At 46.3% G+C, this 15,798-nt stretch carries 10 protein-coding genes; all 10 read left to right on the top strand.

Going from position 1 to position 15,798, the window contains the following annotated elements; all coding sequences use genetic code 11:
* The first annotated feature begins 14 nt into the window (after positions 1-14).
* The 10 genes from galK to carB (ABV001_RS01950) all read left to right on the top strand — a co-directional run bounded on the left by galK (position 15) and on the right by carB (ABV001_RS01950) (position 15,730).
* Positions 15-1,163: a galactokinase gene (galK, locus tag ABV001_RS01995; RefSeq protein ID WP_352421265.1), complete on the top strand. Its 1,149-nt coding sequence runs from the start codon at positions 15-17 to the stop codon at positions 1,161-1,163.
* Between the two features lie 259 nt (positions 1,164-1,422).
* Positions 1,423-2,793: a TolC family protein gene (locus ABV001_RS01990; protein WP_352421264.1), complete on the top strand. Its 1,371-nt coding sequence runs from the start codon at positions 1,423-1,425 to the stop codon at positions 2,791-2,793.
* Positions 2,794-2,816: 23 nt separating this feature from the next.
* Entirely contained in the window at positions 2,817-4,010 is a 1,194-nt protein-coding gene (locus ABV001_RS01985; RefSeq protein ID WP_352421263.1) for an efflux RND transporter periplasmic adaptor subunit, read from the top strand.
* A gap of 35 nt (positions 4,011-4,045) precedes the next feature.
* On the top strand, positions 4,046-4,792 hold the full coding sequence (locus ABV001_RS01980; RefSeq protein ID WP_352421262.1) for an ABC transporter ATP-binding protein: 747 nt from the start codon (positions 4,046-4,048) through the stop codon (positions 4,790-4,792).
* A gap of 95 nt (positions 4,793-4,887) precedes the next feature.
* A complete protein-coding gene (locus ABV001_RS01975; RefSeq protein WP_323423144.1) occupies positions 4,888-6,111 on the top strand; it encodes an ABC transporter permease in 1,224 nt (407 codons plus the stop codon).
* A complete protein-coding gene (locus ABV001_RS01970; RefSeq protein WP_352421261.1) occupies positions 6,104-7,192 on the top strand; it encodes a sensor histidine kinase in 1,089 nt (362 codons plus the stop codon). The genes ABV001_RS01975 and ABV001_RS01970 overlap by 8 nt, the downstream gene beginning before the upstream one ends.
* A gap of 13 nt (positions 7,193-7,205) precedes the next feature.
* The gene (locus tag ABV001_RS01965) at positions 7,206-7,928 is read left to right on the top strand and encodes a LytR/AlgR family response regulator transcription factor (RefSeq protein WP_352421260.1); all 723 of its coding nucleotides are present in this window, start codon (positions 7,206-7,208) and stop codon (positions 7,926-7,928) included.
* Between the two features lie 110 nt (positions 7,929-8,038).
* Positions 8,039-9,109, top strand: coding sequence for a glutamine-hydrolyzing carbamoyl-phosphate synthase small subunit (gene carA / locus ABV001_RS01960; protein WP_352421259.1), 1,071 nt, complete (start codon positions 8,039-8,041; stop codon positions 9,107-9,109).
* A 16-nt stretch (positions 9,110-9,125) separates the two neighbouring features.
* Positions 9,126-12,431 carry a carbamoyl-phosphate synthase (glutamine-hydrolyzing) large subunit gene (carB, locus tag ABV001_RS01955; RefSeq protein WP_352421258.1) on the top strand — a complete coding sequence of 1,102 codons (3,306 nt, stop codon included), beginning with the start codon at positions 9,126-9,128 and terminating at the stop codon, positions 12,429-12,431.
* Positions 12,432-12,517: 86 nt separating this feature from the next.
* Complete coding sequence (gene carB, locus ABV001_RS01950) at positions 12,518-15,730, top strand: carbamoyl-phosphate synthase (glutamine-hydrolyzing) large subunit (RefSeq protein WP_352421257.1); 3,213 nt, start codon at positions 12,518-12,520, stop codon at positions 15,728-15,730.
* Positions 15,731-15,798: the final 68 nt, after the last annotated feature.

Below are 15,798 nucleotides of genomic sequence, written 5' to 3'. Positions count from 1 at the left end.
ACAAAATAATTACTATGACGAAAGAAGAAATAATTATAATATTCTCAGAGAAATTCGGGAATGAAACGCCGGTGGTATATACTTCACCGGGACGTATTAACCTGATTGGCGAACATACTGATTATAACGGGAGTTTTGTATTTCCCGGTGCGATCGATAAAGGCATGATAGCCGCAATGCGCTTCAATGGGACCGATAAGGTGAGGGCCTATGCAATTGATCTCGATGAGAGTGCTGAATTCGGATTGACCGAAGAAGACCTACCCAAAGAGGGTTGGGCAAAATACATTTTCGGCGTATGCCGTGAGATCATCAAAAGAGGTGGTACAGTGAAGGGTTTTGACACCGTATTTTCGGGCGATGTGCCCCTGGGTGCCGGTATGTCATCGTCGGCCGCCTTGGAAAGCACCTATGCTTTTGCATTGAACGATATGCTGAACCTTGGTATCGACCAATTCGAACTGGCACGTATCGGACAATCCACGGAGCACAATTATGTGGGTGTGAAATGTGGCATTATGGACCAGTTTGCCTCCATCTTCGGAAAGAAAGGAAACCTGATCCGCCTCGATACCAAATCGATGGAATATGCCTACTTCCCGTTCGATCCCAAAGGATACAAGCTGGTGTTGCTCGACACGGTGGTAAAACATGAACTGGCTTCGTCGGCTTATAACAAACGGCGGGAATCGTGCGAACATGCCGCCAGAACCATTGCCAAACGTCACCCCGAAGTGGAATTCATGCGTGATGCATCCATGGAAATGCTCGACGAAGTGAAGAACGAGATTTCTGAAGAAGATTACATGCGTGCCAAATACGTGATCGAGGAAACCCAACGGGTACTCGATGTGTGCGATGCATTGGAGAAAGGCGATTATGAGACCGTCGGCCAGAAGATGTTTGAAACACATCATGGCATGAGTAAGCTTTATGAAGTGAGCTGCGAAGAACTCGATTTCCTGAACGACGTAGCCCGTGAACATGGTGTGACCGGTTCGCGTGTGATGGGCGGCGGCTTTGGAGGTTGTACCATCAATCTGGTAAAGGATGAGTTGTATGATTCTTTTATCAGTGATGCCAAAGCGCAGTTCAAGGCCAAATACGGCCACGAACCGAAAGTCTATGATGTGGTAATCAGCGACGGAGCGCGCAAGTTGTAGTACTCTTTTCAAGTAATATTATAAGGTTGGGAGCCGGGGTTATTTTCAAAACCCCGCTTCCAATTTTTTTTTGACCATCTTTTACCAATCAATCCCGCCTTTTCTTTCTGCCCAGGTGATAATACCGGATAAAGTGCCTTATCCGTAAAGTCATTGGTACCACGATTCCTTTTTTTTATCGATAAATACCGGACCTTTGTCGAAATGTTTTTCGCCGTTTGTCGGGTAAACCTATTTTTGTCAGAAAAAAGGATCATTTATGAAATACATTTCTTATCCATTCATTCCGAAAAGGACAAATATTACTTCTGTTTGCATCACGGTAGTAATATTCCTTTTATCCGGAATACCGGATGCATATCCACAAGAAAATAACTTACCCTTACAATGGGATTTACAGACTTGTATAGATTATGCACTGGAAAATAATATCCAGATAAAACAAAGCGAAGCCAATAAAGAAACAGGCCTGGTCGATGCCAAACAGGCCAAAGCGGCAATGCTCCCTTCACTCTCGGCATCTGTAGGCCAGAACCTGACCAACTATCCGTTTTCAAAAGAAGATGATTCTTCGGGCACATCTTCATTTTCAGCATCAGGAAGTTACAGCCTGAATGCATCGTGGACCATTTTCGACGGCGGCGCACGCACCACCGGTATCAAACAGGCTGAATTAAACAACCGGATTGCCGACCTGGAAATTGAAGAGAGTAAAAACAATATCAAGTTGGCTATCATACAGAATTATATGCAAATCCTGTATGCCAGTGAGGCGTTGAAAGCTTATGAGGATGCCGTGGAACTGAGTAAAGCCCAGTTAGAGAGCAATAAGATAAAATTATCCGTCGGATCGGTAGCCAAAAGCGATGTATCGCAATGGGAATCACAGTATGCATCGGATAATTACAATCTGGTGAATGCCCACACAACTCTCGAAAATTATAAATTGCAATTGAAGCAATTACTGGAACTGGATAGGCTTGACAGTATGGAATTAGTGCTCACACCACCCGACGAAGATGATGTACTATCCATGATCCCTGATAAACGAACCATTTACCAGACGGCTTTACATGTGATGCCGCAGGTAAACAACAGCCGGCTTAACACCGAATATGCACACCTGGGTATTGAAAAGGCAAGAGCGGGTTTTTATCCTACCATCAGTTTACAGGCGAATACAGGTACGGGCAACCTGTATAATAACTCCGGATATTCATTCGGATCACAACTGAAAAATAACTGGAACAATATGGTCGGATTGTCGGTCAGCATCCCTATCTTTTCCAACAGGAGTGTCAAAAGTGCCGTGGAAAAAGCAAATATTGATGTCTATTCTTCACAGTTGAACGAGTTAAGTATCCGGAAGGAACTTTATGCGGATATCGAAACGACTTATTTAAATACCCTGACCTCCCAATCGCAGTATGTCGCAGCCGAAGAGAAAGTGAAATATAGCCGTGAGAGTTATGATGTGATGAATGAACAGTTTACATTGGGTCTCAAGAACACCATTGAGATGTTGACGGAGAAAAACAGGCTGGTCACCGCGCAACAGGAATTGCTACAGGCTAAATATACCGCGCTGATGAATATTAAAGTACTGGAATATTATCAGGGATTGATCTGAAAAACAGAAAATAAAATAATCATATGAAGACAAATAACAACAATTCAAAAAGGGATATCCGGTTATCTTTTATGGCTTTTCTCCTGTTTGCAGGGAGCCTGACAGCCTCGTTTTATTCCTGCAAGGATAATAAGAATCATAAAACAGAATGGCTTGCGGCCACAGTCGAAAGGCAGGATATCTCCAATATGGTGACATGCACCGGTACACTGGAACCGATAACGAAAATAGATGTGGGCACGCAGGTCAGCGGTAGAGTCGATAATATCTATGTCGATTTTAACAGCGTAGTCTCACAAGGCGAATTGCTTGCCGAACTCGACCAAACGGTGTTGCAGGCAGCATTGTCGTCGGCAAAGAGTTCGATGGCAACCGCCAGGAGTGAACTGGAATACAAGGAGAAGAATTATGAGCGTTTCAAGGTGTTGTTTGAAAAGCAACTGATCAGCAGTTCGGATTATGAAGAAGTGCTATACTCTTACCAAAAGGCACAGAACGACTATAATGTAAGTGCCAATAACTATCAAACAGCTCAAACTAATCTGGGGTATGCGAAAATATATTCCCCCATTGATGGTGTTGTCCTGAGCCGTGAAGTGGAAGAAGGCCAGACGGTTGCTGCCAGTTTCGAAACGCCGACGCTTTTCACCATTGCAAAGGATCTCACCAAAATGCGTGTAATAGCCGAAGTTGATGAAGCGGATATGGGTGATATTGCTGTAGGACAGAGGGTAAATTTTACCGTGGATGCCTTTCCCTATGAAGAATTTGCCGGCACAATCACACAAGTGAGGCTATCGCCTACGACCACCAATAATGTGGTTACTTATGAAGTAGTAGTGGAAGCACCTAACGACGGATTAAAACTGAAACCGGGTATGACGGCGACCTGTACGATCTATACCCTGGATAAACCGGATGTGCTTGCCGTTCCATCCCAGGCGGTGAATTTTAATCCGGGGGACGAGCCGATGAACGGCAGAGACTCCGTGGTGTGGGTGCTCGATCAGGCCGGTTTGCCGGTGCGGCGTCCGATAAAAACAGGCAACAGGAATAATATGTATACCGAAATATTATCGGGTGTAAACGAAGGCGAAAAAGTGATTATAGGAAAGAATAATCAGGCAGCCCAACTGACAACCCCGACGGGCAACGGAAACGAATCCAGTCCTTTCATGGCGCAGCCACCACGTCGCGGCGGTGGAGGAGGTAGATAATCCGGAAAATGCAATGATCCCAAAAGTTGAAAATAATGAATAACCAACCTGTTATTATCGATATAGCGAATATCCGTCGCGATTTCATTGTCGGTGCTGAAACCGTGCATGCTTTACGTGGTGTGACATTCAGTATCAAAGAGGGTGAATTCGTAACCATCATGGGAAAATCGGGGAGCGGAAAAAGTACACTGCTGAATATTCTGGGTTGTCTGGATACCCCTACCGACGGTTCTTACCTGCTGGACGGCATCTCTGTACAGAAAATGAACAAGGATCAGCGTGCCAGGATCCGGAATACCAAGATCGGCTTTGTTTTCCAGAGTTATAACCTGTTGGCCAACACTACGGCTATGGAAAATGTAGAACTTCCGCTGATGTATAATCCCGGCATTTCCTCATCCCTGCGCCGGCAGAAAGCTATTGATGCGCTGGAGAGGGTAGAGCTTGCCGACCGGCTGCTACACAAAAGCAACCAGATGAGCGGCGGTCAGATGCAACGTGTGGCCATAGCCCGGGCATTGGTCAATGATCCGGCGGTAATCCTTGCCGACGAAGCGACCGGCAACCTGGATACCCGCACATCGTTCAGTATCCTGAAATTATTCCAGCAACTGAACAGTGAGGGGAGAACGATCATTTTTGTTACCCATAATGAGGATATAGCGCAGTACGGCACCCGCAATATCATATTGAAAGACGGGAGGATTATCGAGGATAAGTATAACCCCCATATCCTGTCGGCTGCAGAAGCTTATGAGAAATTGCCCAAAGAAGAGTAAATTAATTTGATGATCCCGATAAATCGGGACAGGTAGTGATGATTTGTTGATTTGATGATTGATAGGTCTTGGGTATAATAAAGAAAACAAATAAAATGAATACGGATAATTTATTCAAAATAGCCATGGTGGCATTGTCCCGAAATAAGGTCAGGGCTTTACTCACCATGTTAGGTATTATAATCGGCGTAGCCTCCGTAATTACTATGCTGGCGATAGGAGAGGGCTCCAAGCGGAGTATCCGGAATCAGATTTCGGAGATGGGCTCGAATATGATCATGATACACCCTTATTCAGAACGCGGGGAAGGAGGAGCCCGCCTGAGCATGTCAAATATGGAAACATTGAAAAATAAGGACTATTTCGACATCAGGGATAAAGCGGAGTATATATCGGCGGTATCACCCAATGTAAGCAGCAGCGGGCAGTTCATTTATCAGAATAAGAACTATCCGAGCAGCATCAACGGTGTAAGTCCTGAGTACCTGGCTATACGTCAGTTGAAGATCCAGTCCGGAATCATGTTCACCCAACAGGATGTGGAGACCAACAATAAAGTCTGTATAATCGGTAAAACGATCGTCGATAATCTCTTCACCGCAGGTGAAGACCCCATCGGCAAAGTGATCCGATTCAATACCATCCCGTTTGAGGTGGTGGGAGTACTGGAGAGTAAAGGGTACAACACCATGGGGATGGACCAGGATGATATCGTGCTGGCGCCATATACAGCCGTACAGAAAAGGATTTTAGCGATCAACTATTTACAGGGGATCTATTGCTCTGCCGTATCGGAAGAGGCAACTCCCGACGCTGTGGAGAGTATCACAGCCATCCTTGCGGAGAATCACGGCATGGCTGATCCTTACGACTATGATTTTGAGATACGTTCACAGGAAGAATTGAGTTCGATGCTCACCACTACTTCCGACCTGATGACGATCCTGTTGGCCTGTGTGGCCGGCATCAGTCTTGTTGTGGGAGGTATCGGGATTATGAATATCATGTACGTCTCGGTTACCGAACGTACCCGTGAAATAGGATTAAGGATGAGTGTAGGTGCCCGGGGAAAGGATGTGTTGATGCAATTCCTGATAGAAGCCATCCTGATTAGTGTGATTGGAGGAATTATTGGTATTTTTGTGGGCGTGGGGGTTACCTTTGTAGTAAGATGGGCGGCTTCGTGGCCGGTATTCATTCAGTCGTGGAGCGTATTGCTCTCATTTGCTGTATGTTCTATCACCGGTATTTTCTTCGGATGGTATCCGGCAAAGAAAGCTGCAAAGCTCGATCCGATAGAAGCAATACGATATGAATAGAAAATGGATAAAAATCAAAGCGGATAATATATTTATCCATATTGCCGCATGGGCCATCATCTTCGGACAGCCCCTGTTTTTCATGAGCCGGGGAGATTTTTCATGGGTCAGTTTTCTCCTGTTTATTCCCGTTCCGATTTGTTTTACGGTCGTATTTTATACCAATTACTTCTACCTTATTGACCGGTTGTTATTTGAAAACAGGAAGAATGAATTTCTTATTACCAATATCCTGATAATCTTGGGTACAGCCTTGCTCATCCATCTCTGGCATGAATTTTCCTTTACATTGAATGTGGCAGGCGACATGCCCCCATTTGGCGGGGGAAAACCTCCGGAAGCTACTTCTCGGCCGGAGGGGAGCAGATGGGTGCCGATTGTGATTTTCATCCTTCGGGATCTGCTTTCACTGACATTGGTGGTCATCCTGGCCACGGCTATCAAGATGAACCGGCGATGGGCTAAAGTAGAAGCCATGCAGAAAGAGATGCAGCAGACAATGGTAGAGGCCGAACTGAAAAACTTGAAGAATCAGATAAACCCGCATTTCCTGCTCAATACGCTGAACAATATCTACGCGCTGGCGCAACTCAATTCTCCGAAGGTGAAGCCTGCCATCATGGACCTGAGCCGCCTCCTCCAATATGTGTTGTACGAGAACAATAAGATGTTCGTGCCGTTGAAAGAAGAGGTAAACTTTATCGGTAACTACATCGACCTGATGCGCCTGCGCTTGCCGGTGGATGCTCAGATCAGTGTACAATTCGATATCAGGGAGAACAGTGAGATGATGATTGCACCGCTCATTTTTATTTCGCTGATAGAGAATGCTTTTAAACATGGAATCAGTAGTGGTGAGTATTCGTTTATCGATATCTCCCTGACGGAAAAGGAAGAGGGAAAGATCGAATTCCTGTGCCGCAACAGCTATTTCCCGAAAGACGCATCCGACAAAAGCGGCAACGGCATCGGGTTGCAGCAGGTGAAGAAGAGGCTCGAACTGATTTATCCCTACCGCTATATGTGGCATAAAGAGATAGAGGACAATGTCTATTCAACCGTATTGGTCATCGAAACCTGAAAAAAAGAAGGATATGGAGAAAGTACTTACCTGCTGGATTGTCGACGATGAACCATTGGCTCTGAGCCTTCTGGAGTCTTATATTCAGGATACGCCCGATCTTATGCTGACGGGAAAATATAATAATCCTACTTTGGCGATGCAAGACCTTATCAGCAAGAAAGTAGATTTGATCTTTCTAGATATCCAGATGCCACATGTCAATGGCATGGAATTGGCCCATCTGGTGCCGCCCGAGACAAAGATCGTTTTTATTACGGCTTTCAAGGAGTACGCGTTGGAAGGGTACCGGGTAAATGCTTTCGACTATCTGCTAAAACCGGTTTCTTTCGAAGAATTCCTAATAACCTGCAAAAAAGTGCTGGACTGGTTCGATGCTGTGTCTGAAAATTCCTCAGGATTAACAACCGCTTCCGGATCGGAGGCGATATTTGTAAAGTCGGGACAACAACTTGTCTCAGTCCTTTTTAAGGATATTCTTTATATCGAAGGACTGAAGGATTATATAAAGGTATATACGACCAACAGTAGCCGGCCCTTTATTACCCTGGAAACGATGAAAAATATGGAAAATATCCTTCCCTCCAATTTATTCATCAGGGTGCATCGTTCTTTCATCGTGCAGAAAAATAAAATTGAATCGGTCAACAGGAACCGGTTAACAGTGGCCAGCCGGGAAATACCCATAGGGAGAACATACAAACAAAAGATGCTGAACTTTATCAGCCATAAATAGTAAAAAATGAAACTAGATTAGTAAAATGTGTTGCATTATTTCCGAAATTTTTCTAACTTTGTATCCTAATATCATATAATTATCAACTTTACAAAATAATGTAACGCACTATGCACAGATACAAACCGGTGCGATTGATCCTTGAAAACGGGATGGTTTTTCATGGACAATCTTTTGGAGCTGAAAAGGCAACATCGGGAGAGGTCGTTTTCAATACGGCAATGGTCGGTTACCCCGAAAGCCTGACAGACCCCTCTTACGAAGGACAGATTTTAACACTCACATATCCTATTATCGGAAATTACGGAGTTCCTGCTTATAGCAAAACAGACGGAATTTCCGATTTTTTTGAGTCCGAACGTATCCATGCCTGTGGTTTAATCCTGCAGGATTACTCCGAAGAATATTCCCACTGGAACGCTGTGAAGAGCCTGGGTGATTGGCTGAAAGAGGAGGGTGTGCCCGGTATCAGCGGAATAGATACGCGGATGCTCACAAAAGTGCTTCGTGAGAAAGGATCCATGCTGGGAAAGATAGTATATGGGGAAGATGATGAAGTAGAGTTTTATGATCCCGAAACCGAAAACCTTGTTGCTAAAGTCAGCTGTAGTGAAGTGATCGAATATGGACAAGGAGAGAAAAAAGTGGTGCTGGTCGATTGTGGGGCCAAGCTGAACATCTTGCGGGAATTACTGAAACAGGACGTTCATCTGATCCGCGTTCCCTGGAACTATGATTTCAGCAGGATCGACTATGACGGTGTGATGATTTCCAACGGACCCGGAAGCCCCGATCATTGCGGAGCCACTGTCGACCATATCCGTCAGGCGATGAAGAAAGAGAAACCCATCTTTGGAATCTGCATGGGGAATCAACTGCTGTCGAAAGCAGCCGGTGCCAATGTTTACAAACTGAAATATGGGCACCGCAGTCATAACCAACCGGTACAAATGGTAGGAAGTAGCCGTTGTTACATTACTTCCCAAAACCATGGTTATGCCGTGGACGAGTCGCTGTTAGGCTCCGAGTGGGGACCCTGGTTCGTGAATATGAACGACGGTACGAACGAGGGAATCCGCCACAAAACAAAACCGTTCTACTCGGTGCAGTTTCACCCTGAAGCGACAGGCGGCCCGACCGATACCCGCTTCTTTTTTGAAGAGTTTGTAAAAATGCTTTGAGAGTTAAAAACTAAAAATGACCAACAATATATTTACTCAAGATACACCGCTCTCTACAGAGGAAAGTCGGTTAAAGGTGAAAAAAGCGCTGATCCTCGGTTCCGGTGCACTCAAGATCGGGGAGGCGGGTGAATTCGACTATTCCGGTTCGCAGGCATTGAAAGCATTGCGTGAAGAAGGAGTAGAGACCATCCTGATCAATCCCAATATTGCTACGGTACAGACTTCGGAAGGATCAGCCGATAAGATTTACTTCCTCCCGGTGACTCCTTATTTCGTAGAGAAAGTGATTGAAAAGGAACGGCCTGACGGTATCCTGCTGGCTTTCGGGGGACAGACCGCACTCAACTGTGGTGTGCAGCTGTACACTGCAGGAACACTAGAAAAATATAATGTGACTGTACTGGGAACACCGGTACAGTCGATTATGGATACCGAAGATCGTGACCAGTTCGTGAAAAAGCTTGATCAGATTGAAGTGAAGACCATCCAAAGCCATGCCGTCTCTACCCTGGACGATGCATTGAAAGCTGCGGAACAACTGGGTTATCCTATTATTGTACGTGCTGCTTATGCCCTTGGCGGACTGGGATCAGGATTTTGTAACGATCCCGAAGAGTTGAAGGCCCTCGCCACGAAAGCATTCAACTATTCCAACCAACTCCTGATTGAGAAATCGCTTAAAGGATGGAAAGAAGTGGAATATGAGGTAGTACGCGACCGTTACGACAATTGTATCACCGTCTGTAATATGGAGAATTTTGACCCGCTCGGTATCCATACCGGTGAGAGTATCGTCGTTGCTCCTTCGCAAACACTGACCAATTCAGAATATCACAAATTGAGGGAACTCTCCATCAGGATCGTCCGTCATATTGGTATCGTGGGAGAATGTAACGTGCAGTACGCCTTCGATCCCGCCTCGGAAGATTACCGGGTGATCGAAGTGAACGCCCGTTTGAGCCGTTCATCGGCATTGGCATCCAAGGCGACCGGCTACCCGTTGGCATTTGTGGCGGCAAAGTTGGCATTGGGATACGGTTTATTCGACTTGAAGAACTCGGTGACACGGTCGACCAGTGCTTTTTTTGAGCCGGCTCTGGACTATATCGTTGTGAAAATACCCCGTTGGGATTTGGGAAAATTCAGTGGAGTCTCCAAAGAGATCGGTTCCTCCATGAAATCGGTGGGCGAGATCATGGCGATCGGCCGTACCTTTGAAGAAGCCATACAGAAAGGGCTCCGCATGACCGGATTAGGGATGCATGGCTTTGTGGAGAACAAGGAACTGAAGGTCGAAGATATCGACAAAGCACTCCGCGAGCCGACCGACCAGCGCATCTTCGTGATCAGTAAAGCTTTCAGGAAAGGATATACTATCGACCAGATCCATGACCTTACAAAAATAGACCGGTGGTTCCTTGAAAAATTGAGCAATATAATCAAAACAGCAGAGTCGTTGGAGAACTATCCGGCTGAATCCATCAATTTTCAGAAAGAGAACCATCCTAATTTCGATGAACTACTGAAAACGGCTAAACAGCAGGGTTTTTCCGATTTTCAGATAGCACGGGCCATCTACAAGGATAAGATGGAAGAGGAAGAAGATTCCCTCCGGGTACGTATTTACCGGAAAAGATTGGGTCTTCTCCCGTTTGTCAAACAGATAGATACGCTTGCTGCGGAATATCCGGCCCAGACCAATTATCTGTATCTTACCTATAACGGTTCGGAAAATGATGTACACTATCTGGGGGATCACCGGTCGGTCATCGTACTGGGATCGGGGGCTTATCGCATCGGTTCGTCGGTGGAGTTCGACTGGTGCTCGGTCAATGCACTGAACACAGTCCGTAAGGAGGGATTCCGTTCCGTGATGATCAACTATAACCCGGAAACAGTATCTACCGACTATGATATGTGTGACCGGCTTTACTTCGATGAGCTGTCGTATGAACGGGTGATGGATATCATAGAACTGGAAAATCCGCATGGGGTTATCCTCTCTGTGGGAGGACAGATTCCCAATAACCTGGCGGTAAGGCTGGATCAATCGGGGGTGAATATTTTAGGTACGGGAGCCAAAAGCATCGATAATGCCGAGGACCGCCACAAGTTCTCTTCGATGCTCGACCGGCTGGGTATTGACCAACCGCGCTGGAAAGAACTCACCACCCTCAGTGATATCCGTCTGTTTGCCGATGAAGTGGGATTCCCTCTATTGGTACGTCCTTCTTATGTATTGTCGGGTGCCGCCATGAATGTCTGCTCCAACGAGAATGAATTGGAGCATTTCCTCACCCTGGCGACCGAAGTGTCGGCCAAATATCCGGTGGTAGTATCGGAATTCGTGGAAAATGCCAAAGAGATAGAGATGGACGCGGTGGCACGTAACGGCGAACTGATCGTTTATGCCATCTCCGAACACGTGGAATTTGCCGGCGTGCATTCGGGGGATGCCACCATCCAGTTCCCTCCACAGAAAATCTATGTCCAGACGGTAAGGAGGATTAAGCAGATCACACGGGAAATCGCACGAGCACTCCAAATCACCGGACCATTCAATATTCAGTTTTTGGCAAAGGATAATTCCATCAAAGTGATTGAGTGTAACCTAAGGGCTTCAAGATCATTTCCATTCGTATCCAAGGTGTTGAAAATTAATTTTATAGAGCTTGCGGCTAAAGTGATGCTTGATATTCCTGCAGAAAAGCCGGAAAAATCGGCATTCGAACTCGATTATGTGGGCATCAAGGCGCCCCAGTTCTCCTTTACCCGCTTGCAGAAAGCCGATCCCGTGCTGGGAGTAGATATGGCCTCAACCGGTGAAGTGGGAGCCATTGGTGTTAATTTCGATGATGCACTGCTCACCTCGATGTTGGCGGTTGGATACCGCATTCCGGAAAAAAATATCATGGTCTCTTCGGGGGGATCCCGGTCGAAAGTTGACCTGCTGGATGCCTGCCGCCTTTTGCAGCAACACGGTTATACCCTTTATGCCACCGGCGGAACACAGAAGTTTCTGGAAGAGAATGGCGTCAAAAGCCAATATGTGGCCTGGCCCGATGAAACCGGTGATGAAAAGAACAATGAACTGAAGGTAGACGAAATGATTGCCCAAAAGAAATTCGACCTGATTATCAATATTCCCAAAAACCTCACCGAGAAGGAATTGACCAACGGGTATAAGATCCGTCGGGGTGCCATCGACTATAATATCCCCCTTATCACCAATGCCCGTCTTGCCAGCGCCTTTATCAAGGCTTTCTGCAGGATGCCGCAGGATGAGATAGAGATCAAACATTGGGGAGAGTATAATTGAAGTGGAAAGGTGGAAAAAGTGGAAAGGCGAGATGGATAATTTGAAAATTTATAGACTAATTCAATCTCAATCAGCAAATCAACATAATGAACAATTCAATTAAGAAAGTGATTTTATTGGGTTCCGGCGCCCTGAAGATCGGACAGGCAGGAGAGTTTGACTATTCCGGTTCGCAGGCTTTGAAAGCGATGCGTGAAGAGGGAATAGAAACAGTATTGATCAACCCGAATATCGCTACCATACAGACATCGGAGGGTGTAGCGGACCGGGTTTACTTCCTGCCCATCACCCCTTACTTTGTGGAAAAGGTGATCCAAAAGGAACAGCCGGACGGTATCCTGTTGGCCTTCGGGGGACAGACGGCGTTGAACTGCGGCGCAGAACTATACCAGAGAGGTACGCTCGATAAATATGGTGTACAGGTGTTGGGGACGTCGGTAGAGGCGATCATGATCACCGAGGACAGGGATTTGTTCGTGAAAAAACTGAATGAGATCGAGGCCAAAACGCCTGCATCAAGGGCGGTAGAAAGCCTGGAGGATGCGTTGGCGACGGCCCGTGAAATGGGGTTTCCTATCATGGTACGCTCTGCTTATGCACTGGGCGGACAGGGTTCAGGCATCTGCACCAATGAAGAAGAATTTATAGAATTGTGCAAGAGCGCCCTTTCTTTTTCTAACCAGATATTGATAGAGGAGAGTTTGAAAGGATGGAAAGAAATCGAATTCGAAGTGATCCGTGACAAAAACGACCATTGCTTTACCGTGGTACCGATGGAGAACTTCGATCCGCTGGGTATACATACCGGTGAAAGTATCGTGGTGGCCCCCATCATCACCCTTAGCAAAGAGCAAATCGCCATGCTTGAAGATATTGCTCAGCGGGTGGTCCGACATATCGGTATCGTGGGTGAATGTAATATCCAGTATGCTTTCAACGCGGAGACTAATGATTACCGTATCATCGAAATCAATGCCCGCCTGAGTCGTTCATCGGCACTTGCTTCCAAGGCGTCGGGTTATCCGCTCGCTTTTGTGGCGGCAAAGCTGGCTTTGGGCTACACCCTCGACCAGATAGGGGAGATGGGGACACTCAATTCTGCCTATACGGCGCCAAAGGTAGATTATATGATCGTGAAGATACCCCGCTGGGATCTTAATAAGTTCCATGGCGTAAGTCACGAGATCGGCTCCTCCATGAAGTCCGTCGGTGAGATTATGTCCATTGGCCAGTCGTTCGAGGAAATCATCCAGAAAGGGTTACGCATGATCGGACAAGGGATGCACGGCTTTGTGGGAAACCGCGAGATGATCTTCGACAATGTGGAAGAAGCACTCTCGAAGCCGACCGATATGCGTATTTTTGCGATTGCCAATGCTTTTGAAAAAGGATATTCGGTTGGGCAGATCGAGGCGTTGACCAAAATCGATCCATGGTTCCTGAGACGTTTGGAGAATATATACAATTACTCAAAAGTACTTGAAACTTATAATAAGATCGAAGACCTGCCGGAAAAGGTGCTTCGTGAAGCAAAACGACTCGGTTTCTCCGATTTCCAGATCGCTCGGTTTGTAGAAAATCCGCGAGGAACCCTGGAGAATGAACTGATCAGGGTGCGAAACAGAAGGAAAGTGCTAAAGGTTATGCCGGTAGTGCGCCGTATCAATACGGTTGCCTCCGAAAACCCGGAGAAAACCAATTATCTATATTTCACTTACGATTCGGACAAGGCATTTACCCCCCGGAAAAGTGGAAAAGATTCAGTGATTGTGTTGGGATCCGGTGCATACCGCATTGGTTCGTCGGTAGAATTCGACTGGTGTTCGGTCAACGCGGTACAGACCGTCCGGGAACTGGGCTATGAATCGGTGATGATCAATTACAATCCCGAAACGGTATCCACTGATTACGACATGTGCGACCGGCTTTATTTCGATGAGTTGTCGTTCGAAAGGGTACTTGATGTGATCGATCTAGAAACTCCCAAAGGAGTGATTGTTTCGGTCGGGGGACAGATTCCCAACAACCTCGCCATGAAATTGTACCGGCAGAATGTATCCATCCTGGGAACCTCTCCCTTATCGATAGACCGGGCCGAGAACCGCCATAAATTCTCTGCGATGCTTGATGAACTGGGTATCGATCAACCTCGTTGGAAAGAGATGACCAGTTTCGGGGAGATCGACGCGTTTATTGACGAAGTGGGATTTCCCGTGCTGATCCGTCCTTCTTACGTGCTTTCAGGAGCTGCCATGAACGTATGTTATGATAAGGAACAGATGCATACATTCCTGAAGATGGCTGCCAATGTATCGAAAGAATACCCGGTAGTAGTCTCTTCTTTCCTGCAGAACGCCAAAGAAATAGAATTCGACGCGGTAGCCCGTGAAGGGGAAGTAGTAGAATATGCCATTTCTGAACATGTGGAATTTGCCGGTGTACATTCGGGTGATGCTACTCTCGTTTTCCCTGCACAGAAGCTCTATTTTGAGACTATGCGCCGGGTAAAAAAAATATCGAAACGGATTGCGAAAGAACTGAATATCAGTGGGCCGTTCAATATACAGTATCTGGCCAAAAACAACGAGATCAAAGTGATCGAATGCAATCTGCGGGCGTCACGCTCTTTCCCCTTTGTTTCCAAGGTGTTGAAACATAATTTTATCGATACAGCTACCCGTATCATGCTGGATGCGCCTTTCAGTAAACCCGACAGTTCGGTGTTCGACCTGGAGTACATTGGCGTGAAGGCATCCCAGTTCTCTTTCTCCCGCCTGCAGAATACCGACCCGGTGCTGGGAGTGGATATGTCCTCTACGGGAGAGGTTGGATGTATTGGTGAAGATTTCTCGGATGCGATCCTCAAGTCGATGCTTTCGGTAGGGTATAAAATACCCCAGAAAGGGATACTGATATCTTCCGGCGAGATGAAATCGAAAGTCGATTTGTTAGAGGCATGCAAATTGCTGGGAGAAAGGGGATATGACCTCTACGCCAGCCACGGTACACAGAAGTTCCTGGAAGAGAACGGTATCAGGGCGACCGATGTGAACTGGCCCGACGAGGACGGTGAGAACAATATCCGGCAGATGATCATCGACAAGCGATTCGACCTGATCATCAATATCCCCAAGAATGTGACCAAAAGGGAACTTACCAACGGTTATATTATCCGTCGTGGTGCAGTCGATTTTAATATACCGCTGATCACCAACGCCCGTCTTGCCAGTGCCTTTATCACTGCCTTCTGTAATATGGATCAGGAGGATATGGAAATAAGGAGTTGGAACGAGTATTAAGATAGACTGATTAGATTGTAAGAACCAAGAACCAAGACAGATTCAAGATTTGCATCTTGAGTCTTGGA

The sequence above is a fragment of the Proteiniphilum sp. genome (genome assembly GCF_040307845.1).
GTDB lineage: Bacteria > Bacteroidota > Bacteroidia > Bacteroidales > Dysgonomonadaceae > Proteiniphilum.
Note: the sequence above shows the minus strand (reverse complement) of the source record. Positions and strands in the feature narration are given on the sequence as shown.

Coding starts and splice junctions, on each gene's coding strand:
- galK (WP_352421265.1), top strand. CDS start 15: ATGACGAAAGAAGAAATAATTATAATATTCTCAGAGAAATTCGGGAAT.
- ABV001_RS01990 (WP_352421264.1), top strand. CDS start 1,423: ATGAAATACATTTCTTATCCATTCATTCCGAAAAGGACAAATATTACT.
- ABV001_RS01985 (WP_352421263.1), top strand. CDS start 2,817: ATGAAGACAAATAACAACAATTCAAAAAGGGATATCCGGTTATCTTTT.
- ABV001_RS01980 (WP_352421262.1), top strand. CDS start 4,046: ATGAATAACCAACCTGTTATTATCGATATAGCGAATATCCGTCGCGAT.
- ABV001_RS01975 (WP_323423144.1), top strand. CDS start 4,888: ATGAATACGGATAATTTATTCAAAATAGCCATGGTGGCATTGTCCCGA.
- ABV001_RS01970 (WP_352421261.1), top strand. CDS start 6,104: ATGAATAGAAAATGGATAAAAATCAAAGCGGATAATATATTTATCCAT.
- ABV001_RS01965 (WP_352421260.1), top strand. CDS start 7,206: ATGGAGAAAGTACTTACCTGCTGGATTGTCGACGATGAACCATTGGCT.
- carA (WP_352421259.1), top strand. CDS start 8,039: ATGCACAGATACAAACCGGTGCGATTGATCCTTGAAAACGGGATGGTT.
- carB (WP_352421258.1), top strand. CDS start 9,126: ATGACCAACAATATATTTACTCAAGATACACCGCTCTCTACAGAGGAA.
- carB (WP_352421257.1), top strand. CDS start 12,518: ATGAACAATTCAATTAAGAAAGTGATTTTATTGGGTTCCGGCGCCCTG.